This window comes from Geodermatophilus sp. SYSU D00742 (assembly GCF_054049935.1).
Window position 1 is genome coordinate 102,518 of the sequence record NZ_JBJGYJ010000001.1, and the last position, 23,539, is coordinate 126,056.

27 protein-coding genes are annotated in these 23,539 nt (G+C 75.7%); 8 read left to right on the top strand and 19 right to left on the bottom strand.

All coding sequences use genetic code 11. The annotated features are described in order from the left end of the window. Positions 1–69: 69 nt before the first annotated feature. Positions 70–471, top strand: a complete 402-nt coding sequence (locus ACI78V_RS00450; RefSeq protein ID WP_456847846.1) for a DUF5319 family protein — start codon at positions 70–72, stop codon at positions 469–471. Positions 472–583: 112 nt separating this feature from the next. Here the strand turns inward: ACI78V_RS00450 and ACI78V_RS00455 are convergent, their stop codons facing one another. Further along, complete coding sequence (locus ACI78V_RS00455; RefSeq protein WP_456847848.1) at positions 584–1,333, bottom strand: LuxR C-terminal-related transcriptional regulator; 750 nt, start codon at positions 1,331–1,333, stop codon at positions 584–586. 336 nt (positions 1,334–1,669) lie between these two features. Here ACI78V_RS00455 and ACI78V_RS00460 point away from each other — a divergent pair, with 336 nt between their 5' ends. Continuing rightward, complete coding sequence (locus ACI78V_RS00460) at positions 1,670–1,969, top strand: WhiB family transcriptional regulator (RefSeq protein WP_456847850.1); 300 nt, start codon at positions 1,670–1,672, stop codon at positions 1,967–1,969. A gap of 231 nt (positions 1,970–2,200) precedes the next feature. On the opposite strand, the gene groL is transcribed toward ACI78V_RS00460, so the two are convergent. Together groL and groES are read right to left on the bottom strand one after the other, a co-directional pair. Then, the gene (groL, locus tag ACI78V_RS00465; RefSeq protein WP_456847852.1) at positions 2,201–3,844 is read right to left on the bottom strand and encodes a chaperonin GroEL; all 1,644 of its coding nucleotides are present in this window, start codon (positions 3,842–3,844) and stop codon (positions 2,201–2,203) included. Between the two features lie 146 nt (positions 3,845–3,990). Further along, positions 3,991–4,299 carry a co-chaperone GroES gene (gene groES, locus ACI78V_RS00470; protein ID WP_097205740.1) on the bottom strand — a complete coding sequence of 103 codons (309 nt, stop codon included), beginning with the start codon at positions 4,297–4,299 and terminating at the stop codon, positions 3,991–3,993. Positions 4,300–4,488: 189 nt separating this feature from the next. Between groES and ACI78V_RS00475 the strand changes: the two genes are divergently transcribed. After that, complete coding sequence (locus ACI78V_RS00475) at positions 4,489–5,712, top strand: THUMP-like domain-containing protein (RefSeq protein ID WP_456847854.1); 1,224 nt, start codon at positions 4,489–4,491, stop codon at positions 5,710–5,712. A gap of 35 nt (positions 5,713–5,747) precedes the next feature. Here the strand turns inward: ACI78V_RS00475 and tsaD are convergent, their stop codons facing one another. The 15 genes from tsaD to ACI78V_RS00550 form a co-directional block, all read right to left on the bottom strand. Continuing rightward, entirely contained in the window at positions 5,748–6,797 is a 1,050-nt protein-coding gene (tsaD, locus tag ACI78V_RS00480; RefSeq protein ID WP_456847856.1) for a tRNA (adenosine(37)-N6)-threonylcarbamoyltransferase complex transferase subunit TsaD, read from the bottom strand. Further along, entirely contained in the window at positions 6,790–7,242 is a 453-nt protein-coding gene (rimI, locus tag ACI78V_RS00485; RefSeq protein WP_456847858.1) for a ribosomal protein S18-alanine N-acetyltransferase, read from the bottom strand. Before rimI ends, tsaD begins: the two co-directional genes overlap by 8 nt. Further along, positions 7,239–7,877, bottom strand: a complete 639-nt coding sequence (gene tsaB, locus ACI78V_RS00490; RefSeq protein WP_456847860.1) for a tRNA (adenosine(37)-N6)-threonylcarbamoyltransferase complex dimerization subunit type 1 TsaB — start codon at positions 7,875–7,877, stop codon at positions 7,239–7,241. The genes rimI and tsaB overlap by 4 nt, the downstream gene beginning before the upstream one ends. A gap of 6 nt (positions 7,878–7,883) precedes the next feature. Next, the gene (locus ACI78V_RS00495) at positions 7,884–8,408 is read right to left on the bottom strand and encodes a GNAT family N-acetyltransferase (protein ID WP_456847862.1); all 525 of its coding nucleotides are present in this window, start codon (positions 8,406–8,408) and stop codon (positions 7,884–7,886) included. Continuing rightward, positions 8,405–8,860, bottom strand: a complete 456-nt coding sequence (gene tsaE / locus ACI78V_RS00500) for a tRNA (adenosine(37)-N6)-threonylcarbamoyltransferase complex ATPase subunit type 1 TsaE (RefSeq protein WP_456847864.1) — start codon at positions 8,858–8,860, stop codon at positions 8,405–8,407. Before tsaE ends, ACI78V_RS00495 begins: the two co-directional genes overlap by 4 nt. Beyond that, the gene (locus ACI78V_RS00505) at positions 8,857–9,486 is read right to left on the bottom strand and encodes a uracil-DNA glycosylase (protein ID WP_456847866.1); all 630 of its coding nucleotides are present in this window, start codon (positions 9,484–9,486) and stop codon (positions 8,857–8,859) included. Before ACI78V_RS00505 ends, tsaE begins: the two co-directional genes overlap by 4 nt. After that, complete coding sequence (locus ACI78V_RS00510) at positions 9,483–10,610, bottom strand: alpha/beta fold hydrolase (protein WP_456847868.1); 1,128 nt, start codon at positions 10,608–10,610, stop codon at positions 9,483–9,485. Before ACI78V_RS00510 ends, ACI78V_RS00505 begins: the two co-directional genes overlap by 4 nt. 140 nt (positions 10,611–10,750) lie before the next feature. Next, complete coding sequence (gene alr, locus ACI78V_RS00515) at positions 10,751–11,887, bottom strand: alanine racemase (protein ID WP_456847870.1); 1,137 nt, start codon at positions 11,885–11,887, stop codon at positions 10,751–10,753. 73 nt (positions 11,888–11,960) lie between these two features. Further along, entirely contained in the window at positions 11,961–13,424 is a 1,464-nt protein-coding gene (locus ACI78V_RS00520) for an NAD(P)H-hydrate dehydratase (protein ID WP_456847872.1), read from the bottom strand. A 64-nt stretch (positions 13,425–13,488) separates the two neighbouring features. Further along, the gene (locus tag ACI78V_RS00525; protein WP_456847874.1) at positions 13,489–13,884 is read right to left on the bottom strand and encodes a holo-ACP synthase; all 396 of its coding nucleotides are present in this window, start codon (positions 13,882–13,884) and stop codon (positions 13,489–13,491) included. Positions 13,885–13,974: 90 nt separating this feature from the next. Further along, on the bottom strand, positions 13,975–15,837 hold the full coding sequence (gene glmS / locus ACI78V_RS00530; protein WP_456847876.1) for a glutamine--fructose-6-phosphate transaminase (isomerizing): 1,863 nt from the start codon (positions 15,835–15,837) through the stop codon (positions 13,975–13,977). A 171-nt stretch (positions 15,838–16,008) separates the two neighbouring features. Then, on the bottom strand, positions 16,009–17,352 hold the full coding sequence (glmM, locus tag ACI78V_RS00535; protein WP_456847878.1) for a phosphoglucosamine mutase: 1,344 nt from the start codon (positions 17,350–17,352) through the stop codon (positions 16,009–16,011). Positions 17,353–17,363: 11 nt separating this feature from the next. Then, on the bottom strand, positions 17,364–17,783 hold the full coding sequence (gene rpsI / locus ACI78V_RS00540) for a 30S ribosomal protein S9 (RefSeq protein WP_456847880.1): 420 nt from the start codon (positions 17,781–17,783) through the stop codon (positions 17,364–17,366). Then, the gene (gene rplM, locus ACI78V_RS00545; RefSeq protein WP_456847881.1) at positions 17,780–18,223 is read right to left on the bottom strand and encodes a 50S ribosomal protein L13; all 444 of its coding nucleotides are present in this window, start codon (positions 18,221–18,223) and stop codon (positions 17,780–17,782) included. The genes rpsI and rplM overlap by 4 nt, the downstream gene beginning before the upstream one ends. 160 nt (positions 18,224–18,383) lie before the next feature. Further along, entirely contained in the window at positions 18,384–18,869 is a 486-nt protein-coding gene (locus ACI78V_RS00550) for a beta-class carbonic anhydrase (RefSeq protein WP_456847883.1), read from the bottom strand. Positions 18,870–19,032: 163 nt separating this feature from the next. Between ACI78V_RS00550 and moeA the strand changes: the two genes are divergently transcribed. The 3 genes from moeA to ACI78V_RS00565 are packed head-to-tail and all read left to right on the top strand — an operon-like array spanning position 19,033 to position 21,268. After that, positions 19,033–20,235, top strand: a complete 1,203-nt coding sequence (gene moeA / locus ACI78V_RS00555) for a molybdopterin molybdotransferase MoeA (RefSeq protein WP_456847885.1) — start codon at positions 19,033–19,035, stop codon at positions 20,233–20,235. After that, a complete protein-coding gene (moaC, locus tag ACI78V_RS00560) occupies positions 20,232–20,780 on the top strand; it encodes a cyclic pyranopterin monophosphate synthase MoaC (RefSeq protein ID WP_456847887.1) in 549 nt (182 codons plus the stop codon). The genes moeA and moaC overlap by 4 nt, the downstream gene beginning before the upstream one ends. Continuing rightward, entirely contained in the window at positions 20,777–21,268 is a 492-nt protein-coding gene (locus tag ACI78V_RS00565) for a MogA/MoaB family molybdenum cofactor biosynthesis protein (RefSeq protein WP_456847889.1), read from the top strand. Before moaC ends, ACI78V_RS00565 begins: the two co-directional genes overlap by 4 nt. 73 nt (positions 21,269–21,341) lie before the next feature. On the opposite strand, the gene fdhD is transcribed toward ACI78V_RS00565, so the two are convergent. Beyond that, a complete protein-coding gene (gene fdhD / locus ACI78V_RS00570) occupies positions 21,342–22,172 on the bottom strand; it encodes a formate dehydrogenase accessory sulfurtransferase FdhD (protein ID WP_456847891.1) in 831 nt (276 codons plus the stop codon). 42 nt (positions 22,173–22,214) lie between these two features. Here fdhD and mobA point away from each other — a divergent pair, with 42 nt between their 5' ends. Both mobA and ACI78V_RS00580 read left to right on the top strand, forming a co-directional pair. After that, the gene (gene mobA / locus ACI78V_RS00575) at positions 22,215–22,826 is read left to right on the top strand and encodes a molybdenum cofactor guanylyltransferase (RefSeq protein ID WP_456847893.1); all 612 of its coding nucleotides are present in this window, start codon (positions 22,215–22,217) and stop codon (positions 22,824–22,826) included. A 9-nt stretch (positions 22,827–22,835) separates the two neighbouring features. After that, a complete protein-coding gene (locus ACI78V_RS00580; protein ID WP_456847895.1) occupies positions 22,836–23,498 on the top strand; it encodes an NAD(P)H-binding protein in 663 nt (220 codons plus the stop codon). Positions 23,499–23,539 lie beyond the last annotated feature (41 nt).

Below are 23,539 nucleotides of genomic sequence, written 5' to 3' on the forward strand. Positions count from 1 at the left end.
TCCTCCCGATCGTAGGCGGCGACACTCCGCGCTCGATGTGATGCCCGTCAGGCCACTACCGTGGGAGGGGTGAGTACGTGGGACGACGCATCCGGGCCCGACTTCGGGCCCGCCGACCAGCCAGGTCCGCCGCCGCTGACCATGGAGGAGCGGGCCGGCGTCCTGGACGACCTCGCCGAACTGGAGGTGTTCCGCACCCTCCTGGAGCCCACCGGCATCAAGGGCATCGTCGTGGACTGCCCCGACTGTGAGGAAGAGCACCACGTCGACTGGGCGCTCATGCAGGCCAACCTCCGCCAGCTGCTCGAGGAGGGGCAGACCGGCCGCCACGAGCCGCCGTTCGACCCGGATCCCGACGACTACGTGAGCTGGGACTACGCCAGCGGGTACGCCGACGGCATCGCGGCGATGGCCGAGCGCGAGGAGCCCGGCGGCACCGGCCGCGCCGGCAAGCACGCCCGCGACGACTGAACACGAACGGCGGAGGCCGGCTCACCCCGGGTGAGCCGGCCTCCGTCGTCGGTCCGCGTCCCCTGGCCGGGTACCGCGCCGGGTGGCGGGGTCGGCCGGTGGGCCGACGACGTCACTGCATCATGCCGCGGCGGAAGCCGGTGGCCACCGCCTCGGCGCGGTCCTTCGCGCCCAGCTTGCGGAACAGCCGGCGGGCGTGGGTCTTGATGGTGTCCTCGGAGAGGTAGAGCTCGCGGCCGATCTGGGCGTTGCTCTTGCCCTGGCTCATGCCGGTGAGCACCTGCATCTCCCGCATCGACAGGCTGACCGCGGCCGGCTCGCGCACCGTGGAGCGCACCGTGGTCGGGGCGGCCCCGGCCAGCGGGGTGGCCCCGGCCCAGGCGGGGGCGCCGGTGGCGGCCCCGACCGAGGCGAGCGGGACCGGCTGGTGGGGGCCGGCCGGCGCCGGGCCCCGGCCGTCGACCCGCAGGCCGACCCGGGACAGGCCCAGGCCCATCTCCAGCGCGGTGGCGTCCCAGCGCAGGTAACCGCGCGCACCGACGGCGACCGCGGCCCGCACGCTCTCGGCGTCGTCCGGCGCGCCCAGCACGAGGACGGGCAGCCGGGGGTGCGCACGCAGCGCCTGGGTGGCGACGGTGAGCCCCGAGTCCAGCGCCCGCTGGGTGCCGACCAGCAGCACGTCGGGCAGCCGGGTGGCCAGCCGGGACATGAGGGCCGCGGCGTCACCGACGACCTCCACCCGGCCCACGAACGGCAGCGCCACCAGCCGGCCCGCGATGTCGTCGCGGACCCGCCGACGCTCGTCGTAGACCCACACGGTCGTCGTCCCGTGGCCCGGGCCGCGCATCCTGTCGTCGATCACGCCTGCTCCTCGCTCTCCCGGCCGCACGGTGCCGGCCGGGTCCCACCGCCCGGATCCCCCGGCCGGGTGTCGCTCGGGCGGGAGACCCACCCGGGGCTCCCGCCGTCGCTGCCGGTCGGACCGGCTCCGCGGGGTGTCCCACGCCGGAGTTCGGCACGACCTGCAGTCACCTTGATCGAGGGCAGGGGGTGGCGACAGCGCCTCTCACCCAGCGGGGGGAGACGACAGCCGCGAAAATGCAGGGTCACGGTGTGTTTGACCCGCAGAGGCCTCGGGCACCGGGCCCCTTGCAGCCGGACCGCCTTCTCCGGCTCGCACCGAGCCGAGGAGGACTTCATGGCCGACATCCGCCGACTCCCGACCCCCGTTGCCGAGGTCTGGGACTGGCAGCTGCACGGAGCCTGCCGTGGCGAGAGCACGGCCCTGTTCTTCCACCCCGACGGTGAGCGCGGCCCCGCCCGGGCCCGGCGCCAGGCGGCCGCCAAGGCCGTCTGCGCCCGCTGCCCCGTCATCGACGCGTGCCTGAAGCACGCGCTGTCGGTCCGCGAGCCGTACGGCGTGTGGGGCGGCATGAGCGAGGAGGAGCGGGCCCGGCTCATCGCCGCGGAGCCCGCCGCCGTCGCCGCGGGGGTCTGACCGAGGGCCCCGGCCCGGGGCTCCTCCTCGCGCGCCCGGGGCGGGACCCGGGGAAGGCCACCCCGCAGACACGACAGAGGGCCGGTCCAGCACGCTGCTGGACCGGCCCTCTGTCGTGTGCGGCACCGGGAGGGCGACGTCCTCCCCCCACCGTCCCGGCTCCTGGCCCGCGACCGGTCGTGGGCCAGGAGCCGGTGCGATCAGGTCACCTGATCACCGGGGCGGGTCGGCTCAGTGGCTGTGGCCGTGGCCGTGCGAGTGGCCGTGCGTGTGGTGCCCGGCACCGGCGTGGTCGTGCTCCTCCTCGGGAGCCTCGACGACGGCGGAGTCGGTGGTCAGCACCATCGCGGCGATCGAGACGGCGTTGCTCAGCGCGGCCTTGGTCACCTTGACCGGGTCGATGACGCCCTGGGCGGCCAGGTCGCCGTACTCGCCGGTCGCGGCGTTGAACCCCGTGCCCTTGCCGGCCTCACGCACCTTGGCGACGACGACCCGGCCCTCGAACCCGGCGTTCTCGGCGATCCGCACCAGCGGGGCGTCGAGGGCGGCACGGACGGCGCGGGCGCCGGTCAGCTCGTCGCCGGACAGGCCGAGGGAGTCGATCGCGGCGGCCGCGTGCACCAGCGCCGAGCCCCCACCGGGGACGACGCCCTCCTCCACCGCGGCGCGGGTGGCGGCGATGGCGTCCTCGATGCGGTGCTTCTTCTCCTTCATCTCGACCTCGGTGGCCGCACCCACGCGGATCACACCGATGCCACCGGCGAGCTTGGCCAGCCGCTCCTGCAGCTTCTCGCGGTCCCAGTCGGAGTCGGTCGCCTCGATCTCGCGCCGGATCTGGGCCACGCGGTCGCTGATGGCCTGCGACGTGCCGCCGCCGTCCACGATCGTGGTGTTGTCCTTGTCGACGGTGACCCGGCGGGCGGTGCCGAGCACCTCCAGACCGACCTGGTCGAGCTTGAGGCCGACGTCCTCGCTGACGACCTGACCACCGGTGACGACGGCGAGGTCGGTCATGAACGCCTTGCGCCGGTCGCCGAAGTACGGCGACTTCACCGCGACGACCTTGATCGTCTTCCGGATCGAGTTGACGACGAGGGTGGACAGCGCCTCGCCCTCGACGTCCTCGGCGACGATGAGCAGCGGCCGGGCGCCGGTGGACAGGACCTTCTCCAGCAGCGGGAGCAGGTCGGCCAGGGCGCTGATCTTGCCGCTGACCAGCAGGACCAGGGCGTCGTCGAGGACGGCCTCCATCGCCTCCTGGTCGGTGACGAAGTAGGGCGAGAGGTAGCCCTTGTCGAACTGGACGCCCTCGGTCACGTCGAGGTCGGTGGAGAGGGTGTTGCTCTCCTCGACGGTGATGACGCCGTCCTTGCCGACCTTCTCCATGGCCTCGCCGATGAGCCGGCCGACCTCGGCGTCCTGCGCGGAGATCGTGGCGACACCGGCGATGGAGGCCTGGTCGGAGACCGGGATGGCCACCTCGTCGAGGGCCTTCGAGACGACGTCGGTGGCGGCGCGCATGCCCGCGCCGAGGGCCATCGGGCCCGCGCCGGCGGCGACGTTGCGCATGCCCTCGTGGACCAGCGCCTGGGCCAGCACGGTGGCGGTGGTGGTGCCGTCACCGGCGACGTCGTTGGTCTTGGTGGCGACGTTCTTGGCCAGCTGGGCGCCGAGGTTCTCGTACGGGTCCTCGAGCTCCACCTCACGGGCGATGGTCACGCCGTCGTTGGTGATGGTGGGCGCACCGAACTTCTTGTCGAGGACGACGTTGCGGCCGCGCGGGCCGAGGGTCACCTTGACGGTGTCGGCGAGCTTGTCGACACCGCGCTCGAGCGCGCGGCGGGCTTCCTCGTTGAACTTGATGATCTTGGCCATGGGGCCCTTCCGATCAGGGGTGCGGGGTCAGACGACGACCGCCCCGGGACCCGGTGTTCGGGTCGCCGGGGCGGTCGGGCGGCCTCCTGCCCCCGCCGCGAGCGGTGGGGGCAGGAGGTCCTTCTAGAGCCAGCGCTGCGGAGAGGTCACTTCTCCACGACGGCGAGCAGGTCGCGGGCGGAGAGCACCAGGTACTCCTCGCCGGCGTACTTGACCTCGGTGCCGCCGTACTTGGAGTAGATGACCACGTCGCCGACCTTGACGTCGAGCGGCACGCGGTTGCCGTTGTCGTCGACGCGGCCGGGGCCCACGGCGACGACGGTGCCCTCCTGGGGCTTCTCCTTGGCGGTGTCCGGGATGACCAGGCCGGAGGCGGTGGTGGTCTCGGCCTCGTTGGCCTGGACCACGACACGGTCCTCCAGCGGCTTGATGGTGACCTTGGTAGCGGTCGTCACGTCGGCGACGCCCCCTTCGGTGTCGGACGGCTGGTGGGTCGGTGCTGATGCTGTGGCACGGGGGCCGGGCCTGCCGTCGCGGGGGTCAGGCGCCTGCCCGTGTCGGTTTGGCACTCTACCCATGAGAGTGCCAGCCCCTCAAGCGGGTCCCCGGGCCGGGCGACCGACCCGTGCGTCACGCTTGTCGTCGTGCCCGGCGAACCCCCTCCCGACGCGCTCGCGCAGCTCAGGTGGCTGCGCACGCCCGAGGGTGCGGCGGCGACCGGCCGGGCGGCACAGCTGCAGGCCGAGGGCGCCGACCTGCTCACCGGCCTGGGGCGGCTGCGCGCGGACGTCGGCGCGGACCACGCCGGCCCCGCCTGGGAGCTGGCGCGGCTGCGGGCGCGGGCCCGACCGGTGTTCGGTGCCGACGCCGACGTCCTGTTCCTCACCGCCGGGACGCTCGAGCAGGCCGGCCGGCCCGCGCTGGCCGCCCGGCGGGCGGAGCGGCTGCTGGACGGGCAGGCGCCCACGGCCGCCGACCTGGGCTGCGCGTCCGGGACCGACACCGTGGCCCTCGCCCGGGCGGGCGCCTCCGTGGTCGCCGTCGACCGCGACCCGCTGGCACGGGAGCTGACCGCGGCCAACGCCGCCGCCCTCGGGGTCGCCGACCGGGTCACGGTCGTCGACGCCGACGTCGTCGACCTGGTGGCCGCGGCCGGGGACGGCGGGGTGGCCGGGTGCGCCGCCGCCGTCCTCGACCCCGCCCGCCGGGCCGGCGGACGGCGGCAGCTGGACCCCGACCGGTGGTCGCCGCCCTGGTCGACGGTGACCGCCCTGCTCGACGCGGTGCCGCGGGCGGTGGTCAAGGTCGCGCCCGGGCTGGACCACGACCGGGTGCCGGCCGGTGTCGAGGCGGAGTGGGTGTCGGCCGGCGGCTCGATCGTCGAGGCGCTGCTGTGGGGCCGAGGTGTCTCCTCGGTCCGGCGGCGGGCGGCCCTGGTGCGCGACGACGGCGTGCTGGAGCTGACCGCGGACGCCGACCCGGGCCCGGCGCCGGTGGGCCCGGTGCGCGGCTGGCTGCACGAGCCCGACCCGGCGGTGATCCGGTCGGGGCTGGTGTCGCTGGTCGCCGCCGACCTGCGGGCCACGCTGGTCGACCCGACGATCGCCTACCTGTCGTCGGACTCCCCCGCCGGCTCCCCCTGGGTCGCCTCCTACCGGGTGCAGGAGGTGCTGCCGTTCAACCTCAAGAAGCTCAGGGCGCTGCTGCGGGCCCGCGGCGTGGGGCGGGTCGTGGTGAAGAAGCGGGGGTCCCCGATCGAACCGGAGCAGCTGGCCCGGCAGCTGCGCGGTCCGGGCGCGGGCTCGGCGGTCGTCGTCGTCACGCGCGTGGCCGGCCGGCCGACCGCACTCGTGTGCGACGTCCGCTGAGGGGCGGAGGTGGCCATCCCTCCCCCCGGCGGACCTCAGCGGGTGACGACGTCGATCGGCAGGGAGCTGTCCGCGCCGACGTCCGGGGCGGAGGGCGCCACACCGGCCTCGACCAGCCGCGAGCCCAGCGCCGCCACCATCGCCCCGTTGTCGGTGCACAGCTTCGGGCTCGGCACCCGCAGCACGATCCCGGCCGCGGCACACCGTTCCTCGGCCAGCGCGCGCAACCGCGAGTTGGCCGCCACCCCGCCGCCGAGCACCAAGTGGTCGACGCCGGCGTCCCGGCAGGCGCGCACGGCCTTCCTCGTCAGGACGTCGGCGACCGCCTCCTGGAACGACGCCGCGACGTCGGCGACCGGCACCGGCTCGCCTGCGCGCTGCCGGGCCTCGACCCACCGGGCGACGGCGGTCTTCAGGCCGGAGAACGAGAAGTCGTAGGGCGCGTCGCGGGGACCGGTGAGCCCGCGGGGGAAGTCGATGGCGGCCGGGTCGCCCTCGCGCGCCGCCCGGTCGATCGGCGGGCCGCCCGGGAAGGGCAGGCCGAGCACGCGGGCCACCTTGTCGAAGGCCTCCCCCGCCGCGTCGTCGATGGTGCGGCCCAGCGACTGCACCTCACGGGCGAGGTCGGGCACCAGCAGCAGCGAGCTGTGCCCGCCGGAGACCAGCAGCGCCATCGACGGCTCGGCCAGCCGGCCGTGCTGCAGCTCGTCGACGGCGACGTGCGCGGCCAGGTGGTTGACGCCGTACAGCGGCTTGCCCAGCGCCAGCGCGTAGGCCTTGGCCGCGGCCAGCCCGACCAGCAGCGCGCCGGTGAGCCCGGGGCCGGCGGTCACCGCGACGGCGTCGACGTCGGCGGCCCGCACCCCCGCCTCGGCGAGCGCGCGGTGCACGGTGGGCACCATCGCCTCCAGGTGCGCCCGCGAGGCGATCTCGGGCACGACCCCGCCGAAGCGCTCGTGCTCGGCCATCGAGGTCGCGAGGGCGTCCGACAGCAGCGTCCGCCCCCGGACCAGGCCGACGCCGGTCTCGTCGCACGAGGTCTCGAACCCGAGGACCAGCGCTTCCCCGCCCACCCGGTCAGCCACGCGTCTTCTCCCGCTTCATCACGACGGCGTCCGTGCCGCTCGGTTGGTAGTAGCCACGCCGCCGGCCGATCTCGGTGAACCCCCGCCGCCGGTAGAGGCCCTGTGCGAGCTCGTTGTCGGCCCGCACCTCGAGCAGCACCACCGGGCTGCGCCGGTCGGCCTCGGCCAGCAGCGCGTCCAGCAGCTGCGCCCCGATGCCCTCGCCCTGCCGGTCGCCGGCCACCCCGATGGTGGCCACGTGGGCCTCGTCGTCGTAGGCGATCAACCCGGCGTAGCCGACGACGCGCTCGCCGTCCTCGGCCACCAGGTAGTACCGGGTGTCGCTGCGCGAGAGCTCGTCGCGGTACATCGCCGCCGTCCAGGTGTCGGGCGCGAACAGCTCCTCCTCCAGCTCCAGGACGGCGCCGAGGTCGGCCAGCCGCATGGGCCGCAGCCGGGCGCTCACGTCGTGGTCACCGGCTTGTAGGAGGCCGGGGGGACGGCGTCCGGACGGCGCAGGTACAACGGCACCAGGGGCGCGACGGACGACGGGTCGGTCAGCTGTGGGGCCGCGGCCCGCAGCAGCCCCGCCGTCGTCACGTCCGCCGGGGTGACCGGCACACCGAGGCGCTCGGCGAACCGGGCGTCTCCGACCACGTGCTCCCGGACGCCCAGTTCCTCGGGCCGCACCACGCCGGGCCCGTCGGTGCGCGCGCCGTCGGCGGCGTAGGTGGCCCAGTAGACCTCCTTGCGCCGTGCGTCGGTCACCACGGTGCGAGCTCCGGCGCCCACCGCGTCGAGTGAGCAGACGCCTACGGCGGGGACCCCCCGCGCGTCGGCGAGCGCGGCGGCGGTGACGACGCCGACCCGCAGGCCGGTGAACGGCCCGGGGCCCAGGCCGGTCACCACCGCGTCGAGGTCGGCGACCGTGCGACCGGCCTCGGCGAGCACCTCGGTGACCGCCACGGTGAGCAGCTCGGCGTGCCGGTTGCCCGAGGGCACCGCGCGCTCGGCCAGCACCTCCGTGGCGCCGTCCGGGGACCACCGGGCGAGGCCGGCGACCAGCGTCGGCGTGGCGGTGTCGAGGGCGAGGACCAGCACGAGCGATCAGCCTAGGTGAGCCCCGGCCGCCACCTCGTGGACGATCTCCAGGCCGTCCTCCTCGTCGACCTGCTGCCCCACGGCGACGAACCCGGAGCCGAGGACGAGGGCGCAAGAGGCGACGTTGCCCGGCGCCACCGAGGCCCGCACGGTGGTGACGCGTGGGTCCGCGGCCGCCCGGGCCAGCAGGGCCGCCAGCGCGGCCCGCGCGTACCCCTGCCGGCGGTGGTCGGGATCGATCGCGTAACCCACCTCGACCGTGCCCGAGGCGTCCGGCGGCCCGTGGAAGCCGGCGCGGCCGACGGCCAGCCGCCGGTCGGGGTCCCAGACCACCCGGGTGACCCAGTCGGCGCTGGGCGGGTCGGCGAGCACCTGCGCGGCCCGCATCTGCCACACCCGGCGGCACTCGGGTCCGACCAGGTAGGGGCTCAGCGGCACCGGCGCGGTCGCCTCCACCGCCGGGAGGTCGCCGTCGGCGAGGGCGCGCAGCGTGGCCGGGCCCAGTCGGACCAGCTCCACCCGCACGCTCACGGCGCGCCGTCGAGCCGCTGCTCCCAGCCGGGGCCGTGCGGCACCAGCAGCGCGGTCCGGACGTCGTCGTCGCGCCGGTCCAGCCGCACCTCGAGGTGCTCGTCGGCCAGCCGCTCGACCAGTCCCTGTCCCCACTCGACCACTGTCACCGACTCGTCCGTGGAGGCATCGAGGTCCAGGTCGTCGACGTCGGCGACGCTGCCGAGCCGGTAGGCGTCGACGTGCACCAGCGGCAGCCGCCCGCCGCGGTGCACCCGGGCGATGACGAACGTCGGCGAGGTGACCGGCTCCCGCACCCCCAGCGCCGCCCCGATGCCCTGGGTCAGCGCGGTCTTGCCCGCCCCGAGCGGACCGACGAGCACCACCAGGTCACCGGCCCGCGCCAGGCCGGCCAGCGCCGCGCCGAGCGCCCGGGTGTCCTCGGGGGTGGGCAGCACGTGCTCGCGCTTCACGACAGGCTCCCGGCGACCGCGGTCAGGTCGGCGAGCAACCCGGCCCGCGGTGCCCCGTTGGGCCCGAACCGGATCGCCGCCGACGGGTGGTAGGTGGCCCAGACGGCGCGTCCCTCGACGTCGTGCGCCCGCCCGCGCACCTCGGCCAGCACCGTGCGGGGGCCGAGGAACCACTTGGCCGACGACAGCCCCAGCGCCACGACCACGGGCGGGTCGAGCAGCTCCAGCTGACGGCGCAGCCAGCCGCTGCAGCGGGCCACCTCCGGCGCCTTCGGCGTCCGGTTGCCCGGTGGCCGGCACTTCACCACGTTGAGGACGGCGGCCTGCGCGCGGTCCAGCCCGGCCTCGGCGAGCAGCTGGTCCAGCAGCGCCCCCGACCGTCCGACGAACGGCCGCCCGGTGGCGTCCTCCTGCGCCCCCGGCGCCTCGCCGACCAGGGCCAGCCGGGGGCGTCCGCCGGCCGGGACGTCGCCGACCACGACGTGCTGGCGGGTGGCGGCCAGCTCCGGGCAGGCGACGCAGGGCCGGGCCGCGGCGGCCAGGGCGTCCCAGTCCGGAGCCGCGGCGGCCGTCCGGGCCACCTCCTCGGCCGCGGCGTCGAACCGGGGCGGGCGTGGCCGGCTCATCGGCCCGACACGGCGGGGATCTCGGCCGCCACCCGACGCAGCAGGGCCGACAGGGCCCCGGTGACCACCTCGGGCTGCTCCAGCAGCACCATGTGCCCGGCGTCCGGGACCACGACGTACTCCACGCCCGGCGCGTCCGCCCCGCCGAGGAGCTCGACGATCGCGTCGCTGTGCGCGCTCGGGATCAGCGTGTCCTTGCTGCCGGTCAGCACGAGCGTCGGGACGGCCAGCAGCGGCTCGAGCGAGGCGGTCTCGTCCAGGCCCGCCAACGCGGGGTAGAACTCCGCGATCACCTCGACCGGTGTGCCGGCGATCATGGAGTCGACGTAGCGGCCCAGGGCCGGGTCGACGTCACGCGAACCGAACGACAGCGACCAGGTCACGTGGGAGATCAGGTCGGCGGCCAGCCTGCGGGTGCGCTCGGCGAGAGCCGGACGGCGGCGCATGGTGAACGCCGCCACCGGGAGGACGGCCGCCCGCACCCGGGTGAGGAACTCCGGCAGGCCGAAGTCGAGGTCGGCGAGGTTGCCCGACGAGGTGCTGAGCAGTGCGGCGGCCACGACGCGGTCGCCGAACAGCTCCGGCCGCAGCGCCGCCAGCGCCATGACGGTCATGCCGCCCATCGAGTGACCGACGAGCACCACCGGGCCGCGCGGCACCCGGGTGTCGAGCACCCGCGCCAGGTCGCGGCCGAGCTGCTCCATCGTGGAGTGCTCGGCCGGGCCACGCCCCGAGGCCCCGTGGCCCCGCTGGTCGTAGAAGACCAGCCGCGCCGTGGGGCGGGAGCCGTTGGCCGTGGCCAGCTCGGCGGCCAGCGCCCGACGCTGGAACGCCCAGGACGCCATCGACAGCGTGTAGCCGTGCACGAAGACCACGGTCAGGGGCGCGTCGGTCGGCCCGACCTCCTCGACGTGCAGCGGCACGCCGTCGTCGGCCGGCACCACCGCAGTGCGGTCGGCCGGGCGGGAGGCGGCGCCCAGCGGGTCGTCCCCGCGCAGTTCGGCGTCCGTGCGGCCCGGGGGCAGTCCGGCCGCCGACCCCAGCCGCTCGGCCCCGACCCGGCGCGCCGCGGCCCGGCTGACCGCGACCCCGACGGCGGTGCCCGCCGCCGCCAGGCCGAGCACCGCGCCCACGATGCCGGCGCGGGGGGTGGGGAGCCCGTTCGGCAGGTGGACCCTCGCCGGCTGCTTCTCGGCCGGCGCCCTCCTCGCCGGGAGCCTCCTGACGGGGTGTCTCGTGGCCGGGTGCTTCTTCGCCGTCGCCATCAGAGCGCGCCCGCCGAGCCCACGTGGCGGCGCACGAACCGGCCGCCGATCCGGGCCACCAGCTCGTAGTGGATGGTGTCGACCGCGTCGGCCCACTGCTGCGCGGTCGGCTCGCCGTCCGTCCCCGGGCCCCAGAGGACGACGGGGTCGCCGGGGGCCACCGGGTCGTCACCGACGTCCAGCACGAACTGGTCCATGCACACCCGCCCGGCGATGGTGCGCTGCCGCCCGGCGACCTGCACCGGCGCCCGGTTGCCACCGGCGCGCGGCACCCCGTCGGCGTAGCCCACCGGCACCACGGCCAGCGTGGTCTCGTCCCGGGGCGAGTACGTGTGCCCGTAGGAGACGCCGACCCCGGCGGGCACGCGCTTGGTCAGCACCACCCGCGCCTGCACGGTCATCGCCGGGCGCAGCCCGTGGACGGCGGGGTCGCCACCGAGCGGGTCCAGCCCGTAGAGGGCGATCCCGGGGCGGACCATGTCGAACCAGGTGTCCGGCAGCGCCACCGTCGCCGCGGAGTTGGCCAGGTGCCGGCGGGCGCCGCCCAGGCCGGCGTCGCGGGCCACGGCCACCGCCTGCTCGAAGACCCCCACCTGCAGCCCGATCGTCGGGTGGGTCGGGGCGTCGGCGTAGGCGAGGTGACTCCACAGGCCCACGACCTCGACGTCGCCGTCGGCCTGCGCGCGGGCGGCGGCGGCCACCAGGTCGGGCCACTGCTCCGGCGTCGCCCCGCCACGGGAGAGCCCGGTGTCGATCTTCAGGTGCAGGCGCGCGGTGCGGCCGGTGGCCCGGGCGGCGGCCACGACCTCCGCCAGTCCCCAGACGGCGTTGACCGACACCTCGACGTCGGCGGCGAGCGCCGCCGCGAAGTCCTCCCCGGGACCGTTCAGCCAGGCCAGCACCGGCGCGGTGACCCCGGCCGCGCGCAGCGCCAGCGCCTCCTCCACCACCGCCACGCCCAGCGCGTCGGCGCCACCGGCGAGCGCCGCCCGGGCGGCGGGGACCATGCCGTGCCCGTAGCCGTCGGCCTTGACCACCGCCATCAGCGGCCGGCCGACCCGCTCGCGCAGCACCGCGGTGTTGGCGGCGATCGCGTCCAGGTCGACGACGACCTCCGCTCGGGCTCCGTTCGTCACGTCTCCTCCTCGCTGGTGCTCGTCGGAGACGTGCCGGTCCCTGCTGTGCCTCCGCGTGACCTCGCGTGCTGGGTCACGGTCCCGAGTCTCCCAGGCCGGCCCCGGGCGACCGGTGCAGGCGGGCCAGCGTCGCGGGCAGCCGGCGGACCAGGTCCCCGGCGACCAGCGGGCCCTCCTCGGCGGCCACCTGGCCCACCCGCCCGTGCACGTGCGCCGCGACCGCCGCCGCCTCGACCGCGGGCAGGCCGGTCGCCAGCAGCGCCCCGCCGATGCCGGAGAGCACGTCGCCGGTGCCGGCCGTGGCCAGCCACGGGGTGCCGGTGCCGTTGACGAAGGCGGTGCCGTCGGGCGCCGCGACGACGGTGGCCTCGCCCTTGAGCAGCACGACGGCGCCCAGGTCGGCGGCCAGCCGGCGGACCGCGCCGATCCGGTCCGGCCCGACCGGGGCGCCGAACCGGGCGAACTCCCGGTCGTGCGGGGTGAGCACGGTCGGCGCCCGCCGGTCGCGCACCAGCCGCGGGTCGGCGGCCGCCATCGTCAGGGCGTCGGCGTCCACCAGCACCGGCAGCTCGGTCGCCAGCACCTCGGCCAGGACGCTGCGGGCGTCGTCGTCGGTGCCCATGCCCGGCCCGACCACCCACGCCTGCACCCGGCCGGCGTCGGCGGGCCGACCGGAGGTCACGATCGCCTCGGGCCAGGCGGCCCGCACGCCGTCGGCCGCCGTCCCGGCGTACCGGACCAGCCCCGGCCGGGTGCGCAGGGCCGCCCCGGTGCACAGGACACCGGCGCCGGGGTAGGTCGAGGAGCCGGCGACGATGCCCACCACGCCCTGGGAGTACTTGTCGTCCTCCGCCGCCGGCGGCCGGATGCGGGCGGCGGCGTCGGCGTCGGTCAGCTGCCGCGCCGTCGGCACGGGCAGCGAGCCGGCCAGACCGATGTCGACCAGGTGCACGACGCCGGCGTGGCGGCGGCCCTCCCCCACCACCAGCCCGGCCTTGACCGCGCCGAAGGTGACGGTGTGCTGAGCCGGGACGGCGGCTCCCGGGACGGCCCCGGTGCTCGCGTCCACCCCGCTGGGGACGTCGACGGCCACCACGAGGCCCGGCCCGGCGACCGCCCGCTCGACCAGGGTGGCCGCCACCGGGCGCAGCCCACCGGTCCCCCCGGTGCCGACGATCCCGTCGAGCACCAGCTCGGCCCGCTCCAGCCCGGTGCTCCCCTCGGGCCCGGTGACCCGGCCACCTGCGGCCCGCAGCGCCACCAGGCCGGCCGGGTGCGCGCGTTCGGCGTCGAGGAGGACGGCGGTCACCCGCGCGCCGCGTCGGGCCAGGGCGGCCCCGGCGAACAGCGCGTCCCCACCGTTGTTGCCGGCGCCCACCAGCGCGGTCACCCGGGCACCGTGCGCCCGGCCGAGCAGCCGCAGGCAGACGGTGGCCAGGCCGGTCGCGGCCCGCTGCATCAGCACGCCCTCGCGGGTGGCGGCCAGCAGCGGCGCCTCGGCCGCACGCACCTCGTCGGCGGTGTACAGCCCGATCACGGGACCACCTTCCCGGCGCCCGTCGGCCTCGCGCCCGGGCCCGGCACCCTGCTCGCCGGCCCGGTCACGACGCGCCGTCCTCCGAGCGGGGGAAGCCCTCGGCGACGACGACGGCCGACGCGATGCCGCCGTCGTGGCTCAGCGACAGGTGCCACGAGCTCACGCCCAGCTGCGCGGCCCGGCCCGCCACGGTGCCGCGGACGGCCAGGTGCGGCCGGCCGTGCTCGCCGACGGTGACCTCGGCGTCGTGCCAGCGCAGGTCCCCGGGAGCGCCGAGGGCCTTGGCCAGGGCCTCCTTGGCGGCGAACCGGGCGGCCAGCGACTCACCGGTCCGTGGCGCGCCCGACGGGGTGCTCTGCTCGGCCGCGGTGAACAGCCGGTTGCGCAGGCCCGGTGTGCGGGTCAGCGACTCCGCGAAGCGGTCCACGGGCACGACGTCGATCCCGACCCCGATGATCACCGGGTCAGTCTGCCCGGTGACGCGGTGGAACCGCGCGGCTGCAGGGACCCGCGGCGCGCGCAGCGTGTCGCGGGGAACAGCCGGGTCCCTCTACTCGACGGTGACGCTCTTGGCCAGGTTGCGCGGCTGGTCGACGTCGTAGCCGCGGGTGTCGGCGATCTCGCAGGCCAGCACCTGCAGCGGCACCGTGGTCACGATCGGTGCCATCAGCGTCGGCGTCCGGGGCACGCGGATGATGTGGTCGGCGTAGGGGACGACGTCCTCGTCGCCCTCCTCCGCGATCACGATCGTGCGGGCACCGCGGGCGCGGACCTCCTGGATGTTGGAGACCACCTTGCCGTGGACCGACTCCCGGGCCCGCGGCGACGGGACGACGACGACCACCGGGGTGCCCTCGTCGATCAGTGCGATCGGGCCGTGCTTGAGCTCACCCGCCGCGAACCCCTCGGCGTGGATGTAGGCCAGCTCCTTGAGCTTGAGCGCACCCTCCAACGCCACCGGGAAGGCCACGTGCCGGCCGAGGAAGAGGATCGTGTCGGCGTCGGCCAGCGAACGGCCGAGCTCCCGGACCGGCTCCATCCGGCCGAGCACCTCGGTGACCGCCTCGGGCATCCGCCGCAGGTCGGCGACGATCGAGGCAACCTCGTCGGCGAACTTCACCCCGCGCACCTGGGCGAGGAAGAGGCCGACGAGGTAGCAGGCGACGATCTGCGCCAGGAAGCTCTTCGTCGAGGCGACCGCGATCTCCGGTCCCGCGTGCGTGTAGAGGACGGCGTCGGACTCCCGCGGGATCGTCGAGCCGTTGACGTTGCAGATGGCCAGCGTGCGGGCCTTCTGGTCCCGGGCGTGCCGCAGTGCCATCAGCGTGTCCATCGTCTCGCCGGACTGGCTGATGACGACGACGAGCGTGGAGCGGTCCAGGACCGGGTCGCGGTAGCGGAACTCGCTGGCGACCTCGACCTCCACCGGGATGCGGGTCCAGTGCTCGATGGCGTACTTGGCGATCAGCCCCGCGTGGTACGAGGTGCCGCACGAGACGACGAAGACCTTGTCGATCTCGCGCAGCTCCTGGTCGGAGAGGCGGACCTCGTCGAGCACCAGCCCACCGTTGTCGCCGAGCCGGCCCAGCAGGGTGTCGGCGACCGCCTGCGGCTGCTCGGCGATCTCCTTGAGCATGAACCAGTCGTGGCCGCCCTTCTCCGCGGCCTCGGCGTCCCAGTCGACGGTGTAGGCGGTCGGCTCGACGACGGTGCCGGCGAAGTCGGTGACGGTGAGGCCCCTCGTGCGGTCGATCTCCACGACCTGGTCCTGCCCGAGCTCGCGGGCCTCCCGGGTGTGGGAGATGAACGCGGCGACGTCGGAACCGAGGAAGTACTCGCCGTCGCCGACGCCCACCACGAGCGGGCTGTTCCGGCGGGAGGCGACGAGGGTGTCGGGCTCGTCGGCGTGCGAGGCCACCAGGGTGAAGGCGCCCTCCAGCCGGCGGCTCACCACACGCATCGCCTCGGCCAGCCGGCCCGGGCCCTCCGGGGTCTCCTGGTACTGCGCCGCGAGCAGGTGCGCGGCGACCTCGGTGTCGGTGTCGGAGGCGAACTCGACGCCGGCGGCCTCGCACTCGGCGCGCAGCGCGGCGAAGTTCTCGATGATCCCGTTGTGGATCACCGCCACCTTGCCGTCGGCCGACACGTGGGGGTGGGCGTTGCGGTCGGTCGGTCCGCCGTGCGTGGCCCACCGGGTGTGCCCGATGCCGATGGTCGCGGCGGGCAGCGCCTCGTCGACGAGCACCTTCTCCAGGTTGGCCAGCTTCCCGGCCTTCTTCGCCGTCGCCATGGCCCCGTCAGCGAGGACGGCGACCCCCGCCGAGTCGTAACCCCGGTACTCGAGACGGCGCAGACCCTCCAGGACGACGTCCAGGGCGTTCTGGGGGCCGACGTATCCCACGATGCCGCACATTGTCCCGAGAGTACCGGCGGAACCGGACCGATCCGTCCACTTCCGGCGCCCTGCACCCGTACCGGTGAGAGACGCTCGCCTCATTCCACGGCGACACGGGCCGGTGTCCGCGCCGGCCGCCTCCAGGGCACCGACCTGAGCTCGCGGGCGCCGGGGAGGAGGTGCCCTCCCTCAGTCGACGGAGGAGACGACCTCGGCCAGCCGCTCGGCGATCGCGTCGGCCTGCTCCTGGGTGGGTGCCTCCACCATGACGCGGACCAGCTGCTCGGTGCCCGAGGGGCGCAACAGCACCCGGCCGTGGTCACCGAGCTCGGCCTCGCAGGCGTTGACCGCGTCGGCGACCGCGTCGCTCTCCACGACCGCCAGCCGGTCCCGCACCGGGACGTTGACCAGGGTCTGCGGCAGCCGCTGCACGACCGATGCCAGCTCGGCCAGCGACGAGCCGGTGGCGGCCATGCGCGACAGCAGGGCCAGGCCGGTGAGCAGGCCGTCGCCGGTGGTGGCGTGGTCGAGGAAGACCAGGTGCCCGCTCTGCTCCCCGCCGAGGCTCAGCCGGCGGTCGCGCAGCGCCTCGAGGACGTAGCGGTCGCCGACGGCGGTGGTGTGCACCGCGATCCCGGCGGCGCGCATCGTGTGGTGGAAGCCCAGGTTGCTCATGACGGTCGCCACGACGGTGTCCCCGGCCAGCTCGCCGCGCTCCTTGAGAGCCAGCGCGCACACGGCGAGGATCGCGTCGCCGTCGACCACCTCACCCTGGGCGGTCACCGCGAGGCAGCGGTCGGCGTCGCCGTCGTGGGCGATGCCGAGGTCGGCGCCGTGGGCGCGGACCGCCTCGGTCAGCGGGCCGAGGTGGGTGGAGCCGATGCCGTCGTTGATGTTCCAGCCGTCGGGCTCGCCACCGATGACGTGGACGGTGGCGCCGGCGCGGCGGTAGACCTCGGGCGCGACGGTCGCCGCCGCGCCGTGCGCGCAGTCCACGACGAGCGTGAGGCCGGTCAGCGGCTGCGGCACGGTCGCGAGCAGGTGCTCGACGTAGGTGGCACCGGCGCCGGCGAGGTCACGGACGCGGCCGATCTCGGCCCCGGTGGGGCGGTGGCCGGTCGGGTCGCCGGCGGTGACGGCCTGCTCGATCGCCGCCTCGAGGGCGTCGGGCAGCTTGTGGCCGCCGCGGCTGAACAGCTTGATGCCGTTGTCCGGCATCGGGTTGTGACTGGCGGAGATCATCACGCCGAGGTCCGCGCCGGTGGAGGCGGTCAGGTGCGCGATCGCGGGGGTGGGCAGCACCCCGGCCCGCAGCACCTCCGCGCCGGCGCTCGCGAGGCCCGCCACGACGGCGGCCTCCAACATCTCCCCGCTGGCGCGGGGGTCGCGGCCGACGACCGCGACGGGACGCGAGGTCCCGTCGCGGTCGGCGAGCACGCCAGCGGCGGCACGTGCCACCGCGAGGGCCAACTCCGGCGTGAGGTCGGCGTTGGCCCGACCCCGGACGCCGTCGGTCCCGAACAGGCGACCCACGGACGTACCGGTCAGCGCTTCGAGTACTGGGGCGCCTTGCGGGCCTTCTTGAGCCCGTACTTCTTGCGCTCGGTGACGCGGGCGTCCCGAGTGAGGAAGCCGGCCTTCTTCAGGGCCGGGCGGTCGTCGGCCTCGACCTCGACCAGCGCACGGGCGATCGCCAGGCGCAGCGCGCCGGCCTGCCCGCTGACGCCGCCACCCCTGAGGATGCCGACGACGTCGTACTGCTCGGCCTTCTCGAGGATCACGAACGGCTCACGGATGAGCTGCTGGTGCACCTTGTTCGGGAAGTACTCCTCGATGGTGCGGCCGTTGAGGCGGAACTGGCCGGTGCCCGGCAGCAGCCGCACGCGGACCACGGCCTCCTTGCGCCGGCCGACGGTCTGCACCGGACGCCCCTCGGCGTCGGTCACGGTCAGTGCGCTGGTCACTGGGCCACCTGCTTGATCTCGTAGGTCTGGGGCTGCTGGGCGGCGTGCGGGTGCTCCGGCCCGGCGTACACCTTCAGCTTCTTGAGCATCTGACGGCCCAGGCTGTTGTGCGGCAGCATGCCCTTGATCGCGCGCTCGACGACGCGGTCGGGGTGCGTCCGCAGCTGGTCGCCGACCGGGGTCGCCTTCAGGCCGCCCGGGTAGCCGGAGTGGCGGTAGGCGACCTTCTGGTCACGCTTGGAACCGGTCAGCGCCACCTTGCCGGCGTTGACGATGACGACGAAGTCGCCGACGTCCACGTGCGGGGCGTACTGGGGCTTGTGCTTGCCGCGCAGCAGGATCGCGGTCTGGCTGGCGAGTCGACCGAGCACCACGTCAGTGGCGTCGATGACGTGCCAGGCCCGGCTGACCTCGCCGGGCTTGGGGGTGTACGTGCGCACGGCGCTCGTGTCCTCCGTCGTCGTCGGATCGGCTGGTGGGATCGCCTCACCGAACACGGGAGACGGTGCAGCACGCGCGGGCACCAGCCGGCTCCGCGCGCCAGCCGATCACGATACCAGCCGGGCGAGGACCGCCCTCCCGCCGCAGCGGGTCGGCCGCTCAGCCCACCTCGTGCAGCTTGCCGGTGGCGACGTCGTAGACGGTGCCCCGGACCTCGCGGGAGAGCAGGTAGGGGCTCTCGTGGATCAGCCGCATCGACTCCCGCACGTCCTCGTCGGCGTCGCGGAAGGCACGCACCGCCCAGGGTGGACGACGTCCGGTGGACTGCTCCACCAGGTCGGCGAAGGCGTTGTCGTCAGTGGCCTGCAGCCCGCACTCCGTGTGGTGCACGAGCAGGATCTCGCGGGTGCCCAGCACGTGCTGGGAGACGGTGAGCGAGCGGATGACGTCCTCGGTGATGACCCCGCCGGCGTTGCGGATGACGTGCGCGTCGCCGACCGCCAGACCGAGCATCTGGAACAGCGGCATCCGGGAGTCCATGCAGGCCACCACGGCGACGCGACGGGCCGGACGGACGTCCTTCGAGCCGGGGAACTGCGCCGCCCACTCGGCGTTGGCCGCCAGCATCCGGTCGATCTCGGACATCGCCCACCTCCGTCGTCCCCGTCCCGGGGCACAGACACTAACCGGGTCGCGGAGGGGCGGGGCACCTGCACCCGGCGTCGCCGGCACCGGTCGGGGTCACGGGGTGGGCGACGTCGTCGGCCACGGGACTCCCCTCGGGTGCGTCCGGCGTCGATCGGACAGGATGTGCCCCGTGCGCACGGTCGAGGAACACCAGGCGGTCGTCGCGGCGCTGCTGCCCCCCATGCCCGAGGAGGAGGTCCAGCTCGCCGCCGCGCACAACCGTGTGCTCGCCCGTGACCTGACCGCCCGCGTGGCACTGCCCGGCTTCGACAACTCCGCGATGGACGGCTACGCCGCGCGCTGGTCGGAGGTCTCCGCTCCTCCGGTGCAGCTGCCGGTGGCCGACGACATCCCGGCCGGCCGCACCGACGTCCGGCCCCTCGCCGCGGGCACCGTGCAGCGGATCATGACGGGGGCACCCCTGCCCGAGGGCGCGGACGTCGTCGTCCCGGTCGAGCTGACCGACGGTGGCACCGAGGTGGTGGAGATCCGGGAGGCCCCGGCGGCCGGCACCCATCTCCGGGCCGCCGGTGAGGACATCGCCGCCGGCGCCGTCGCGCTGACCGCCGGAACGCCGCTCGGCGCCGCTCAGCTGGGCCTGGCCGCCGCCGTCGGCGCGCGCACCCTGCCGGTGCGCCGGCGGCCCCGGGTGCTGGTGCTGTCCACCGGGAGCGAGCTGGTCGAGCCCGGCGCGCCGCTGCTGCCCGGCCAGATCTACGAGTCGAACTCGGCGCTGCTGGTCGCCGCGGTGGAGGACGCCGGCGGGACGGCGCGGCGGCTGCACTTCGTGCCCGACGACGTCGACCAGTTCCTGGCCACCGTGCGCGCCGAGCTGGCCGGCGCCGACCTGCTGGTCACCAGCGGCGGGGTGAGCGCGGGCGCCTACGAGGTGGTCAAGGACGCCTTCCGGGCACTGGGCACCGTGGAGTTCGTGAAGGTGGCCATGCAGCCCGGTGGCCCGCAGGGCGCCGGCACGGTGGACGGCGTCCCGGTGGTCACGCTGCCCGGCAACCCGGTCAGCTCGTTCGTCTCGTTCGAGGTGTTCGTGCGACCGGCGCTGCGGCGCGCCCTCGCCCACGCGGCCCCCGGCCGGCTGCGCGCACCGGCCACCCTCACCGCGCCGCTGCGCTCGCCGGCCGGTCGCCGCCAGTTCCTGCGCGGCCGGTACGACGCCGGTCGGGTCTCGCAGGTCGGCGGCCCCGGCTCGCACCTGGTCGCGCACCTGGCCCGCGCCAACTGCCTGGTCGTCGTCCCCGAGGACGTCACCGAACTGCCCGCCGGCGCCCAGGTGGACGTCGTGCTGATCGAAGGAGCGCTCCAGTGACCGGCGACCCCGCCAGCATCGACCCCACGACCGGCAACCCGACCCGGAGCGCGGCGGAGGCCACCCCGCTGCCCGGGGCGGCCCGGCTGACCCACGTCGACGCCGCCGGCGCCGCCCGCATGGTCGACGTCTCCGCCAAGCCGGTCACCGCCCGCGAGGCGACGGCGGCCGGCCGGGTCCTGGTCAGCCCCGAGGTGGTCGCCCTGCTGCGTGGCGAGGGCGTACCCAAGGGCGACGCCGTCGCCGTCGCGCGCATCGCCGGCATCGCCGGGGCCAAGCGGACCCCCGACCTCGTGCCGCTGTGCCACCCCATCGCCCTGCACGGCGTCACCGTCGACGTGACCGTCGCCGACGACGCCGTGGAGATCACCGCGACCGCCCGCACCGCCGACCGCACCGGCGTGGAGATGGAGGCGCTCACCTCCGTCGCCGTCGCCGGGCTCACCGTGGTGGACATGGTCAAGGCCGTCGACCCACGGGCGGAGATCACCGATGTCCGGCTGCTGGCCAAGTCCGGGGGCAAGAGCGGGGAGTGGCGCCGGTGACCGGGCTGCCGGAGGGCGCGCGGGCCGTCGTCGTCACCGCGTCCAACCGCGCGGCCGCCGGCGTCTACCCCGACCGCAGCGGGCAGGCGCTGGCCGAGGGACTGCGCGAGATCGGTTTCGTCGTGGACGGCCCGCACGTGCGTCCCGACGACGTCGCCGAGCTGGAGGTGGTGCTGCGCGACGCGGTGGCCTCCGGCGCGGACGTCGTCCTCACCACCGGTGGCACGGGGCTCTCCCCCACCGACGTCACCCCGGAGGCGACCCGCGCCGTCCTGGACCGGGAGGCCCCCGGCATCGCCGAGGCCGTGCGCCGGTACGGGGAGCCGTCGGTGCCCACCTCGGTGCTCTCCCGCGGGCTGGCCGGCACGGCCGGGCGGACCCTCATCGTCAACCTCCCCGGCTCCACCGGCGGCGTGCGGGACGGGCTCGCGGTGCTGGGACCACTGCTGCCCCACGTCGTCAGCCAGCTGCGCGGCGGCGACCACTGAGTGACCCTTCGTCCCACCGGACGACACCGCGGCCAGGTGCCGTCCCCCGCATCCCGGCCGGGCGCAGGGCGGACTACTCCGGCAGGACGAGCCGGTCGGGCCGGGTGTAGACGTTGCAGCCGTCGCCGCGGAGGAAGCCGACCAGGGTGATCCCGACGTCGGCGGCCAGCTCCACGGCCAGGGACGACGGCGCCGAGACCGCGGCCAGGAACGGGATGCCGGCCATCGCCGCCTTCTGCGTCAGCTCGAAGCTCGCCCGGCCGCTGACCATGAGCACGTGCCCGGCCAGCGGCAGCCGTCCCTCGCGCACCGCGTCCCCGACGACCTTGTCGACGGCGTTGTGCCGGCCGACGTCCTCGCGCAGGGCGACCAGCTCCCCGGCCGCGGTGAACAGGCCGGCCGCGTGCAGCCCCCCGGTCTTGTCGAACACCTGCTGGGCGGCCCGCAGCCGATCGGGCAGGACGAGGAGCGTCCCGAGGGCCAGCCGGGTGGCGTCGGCCGCGACGTCGTGCCGTGTCCTCGTGCGGATGGCGTCGATGCTGGCCTTGCCGCAGACCCCGCACGAGCTCGACGTGTAGAAGTTCCGGTCCAGGGCGGTGTCGGGCGGCTCCACGCCGGGCGCGAGATCGACGTCGACGACGTTGTAGGTGTTGCGCCCGTCGGCGTCCACCGAGTCGCAGTAGCGCAGGCCCAGGACGTCGTCGCTGCTCCCGATGACGCCCTCGGTCAGCAGGAAGCCGTGCACCAGGTCGAAGTCGTGCCCGGGCGTCCGCATCGTGACCGCCAGGGGCGTGCCCGAGAGCCGGATCTCCAGCGGCTCCTCGGCCGCCACGGTGTCCGGGCGGGTGGTGTGCGCCGAGCCGCGGATCCGCAGCACCGGCGTCCGGCTCGTCACTCGTCCCACGGAGGGCGACGGTACCCACGTGCTGCCCCTACGGTTCGCGGTGTGCCCGCGCTACCGCCGTACTCCGCCGTCGTCCTCGCCGGTGGCCGCGCGGCGCGGATGGGTGGGCAGCCCAAGCCACAGCTGGACGTCGGTGGCCGCTCGATGCTCGCCGCCGTGCTCGCCGCGGTCGCCGACGCCGATCCCCGCGTGGTGGTCGGGCCACCGCAGCCGGTGCCGCCGGGGGTCCTCGTCGTCCGGGAGGAGCCGCCCCGCGGCGGCCCGGTCGCGGCCATGCGCGCCGGGCTGGCCGTCGTGCCCACCGAGGTGGTCGCACTCCTCGCCGGGGACCTGCCGTTCCTGACCCCCGGGTTGATCCGGGCGATGCGGGAGCGGCTCACCGGCGACGGGGTCCTGGTGGTCGACGACACCGACCGCGACCAGTTGCTGCTCGGTGTCTGGCGCACCGAGGCCCTGCGTGCGGCGGTCGCCGACGTCTCCGGCCCCACCTCCGTGCGCAAGGTGCTCGCCCCGCTGGCGGTGCGCCGGCTGCACCCCCGGGTGCAGCCGGGCCAGCCGCCGCCGTGGACCGACTGCGACACCCCTGCCGACCTGACCCGGGCCCGGGCGGCCGCCGCCCAGCGGGCCCGGGTGCGGCGACGACCCCCGGGGTAGGCACCCGGCATGCGCATCGTCATCGCGGGGGCCCACGGTCAGGTGGCCCGCCGCCTCGGCCGCCTGCTCTCCGCCCGCGGCGACACCGTGGTCGGGATCGTCCGCAACGCCGACCACCGGGACGACCTGCGCCAGGACGGTGTCGAGCCGGTCGTGCTGGACCTCGAGCAGGCCGGCGTCGACGACGTGGCCGACGTGCTGGCGGAGGCGGATGCGGTCGTCTTCGCGGCCGGCGCCGGACCGGGCAGCGGCGCGGCCCGCAAGCACACCGTCGACAGGGGCGCCGCAGTGCTCCTGGCGGACGCCGCCGAGCGGGCCGGGGTCCGCCGCTACCTGCTGGTGTCGTCGATGGGTGTGGAGCAGGCCCGCACGGGCACGCCCCCCGGCGCGGACCCGGTCTTCGCCGCCTACCTGCAGGCGAAGCTGGCCGCGGAGGACGCCGTCCTCCCCCGCACGGCTCTCGGGACCGTGGTGCTGCGGCCGGGACGCCTGACCGACGACCCCGGCACCGGCCGCGTCACGCTGGCCCACGGGGTCGACCCCGGAGCGGTCCCCCGGGACGACGTGGCCGCCGTGCTGCTGGCCCTGCTGGACGCCCGCACCGAGGACGTGGTCGTCGAGCTGGTCAGCGGCGACACGCCCGTCGACGACGCGGTCGCCGCGCTCCCCTGACCGGCCTCCTGGCGCCCCGCGCAGGCTCGCGAGGGGGCCTG

Coding starts and splice junctions, on each gene's coding strand:
- ACI78V_RS00460 (WP_456847850.1), top strand. CDS start 1,670: ATGGCCGACATCCGCCGACTCCCGACCCCCGTTGCCGAGGTCTGGGAC.
- groL (WP_456847852.1), bottom strand. CDS start 3,844: ATGGCCAAGATCATCAAGTTCAACGAGGAAGCCCGCCGCGCGCTCGAG.
- ACI78V_RS00505 (WP_456847866.1), bottom strand. CDS start 9,486: ATGAGCCGGCCACGCCCGCCCCGGTTCGACGCCGCGGCCGAGGAGGTG.
- glmS (WP_456847876.1), bottom strand. CDS start 15,837: ATGTGCGGCATCGTGGGATACGTCGGCCCCCAGAACGCCCTGGACGTC.
- ACI78V_RS00550 (WP_456847883.1), bottom strand. CDS start 18,869: ATGTCCGAGATCGACCGGATGCTGGCGGCCAACGCCGAGTGGGCGGCG.
- moeA (WP_456847885.1), top strand. CDS start 19,033: ATGTGCCCCGTGCGCACGGTCGAGGAACACCAGGCGGTCGTCGCGGCG.
- ACI78V_RS00580 (WP_456847895.1), top strand. CDS start 22,836: ATGCGCATCGTCATCGCGGGGGCCCACGGTCAGGTGGCCCGCCGCCTC.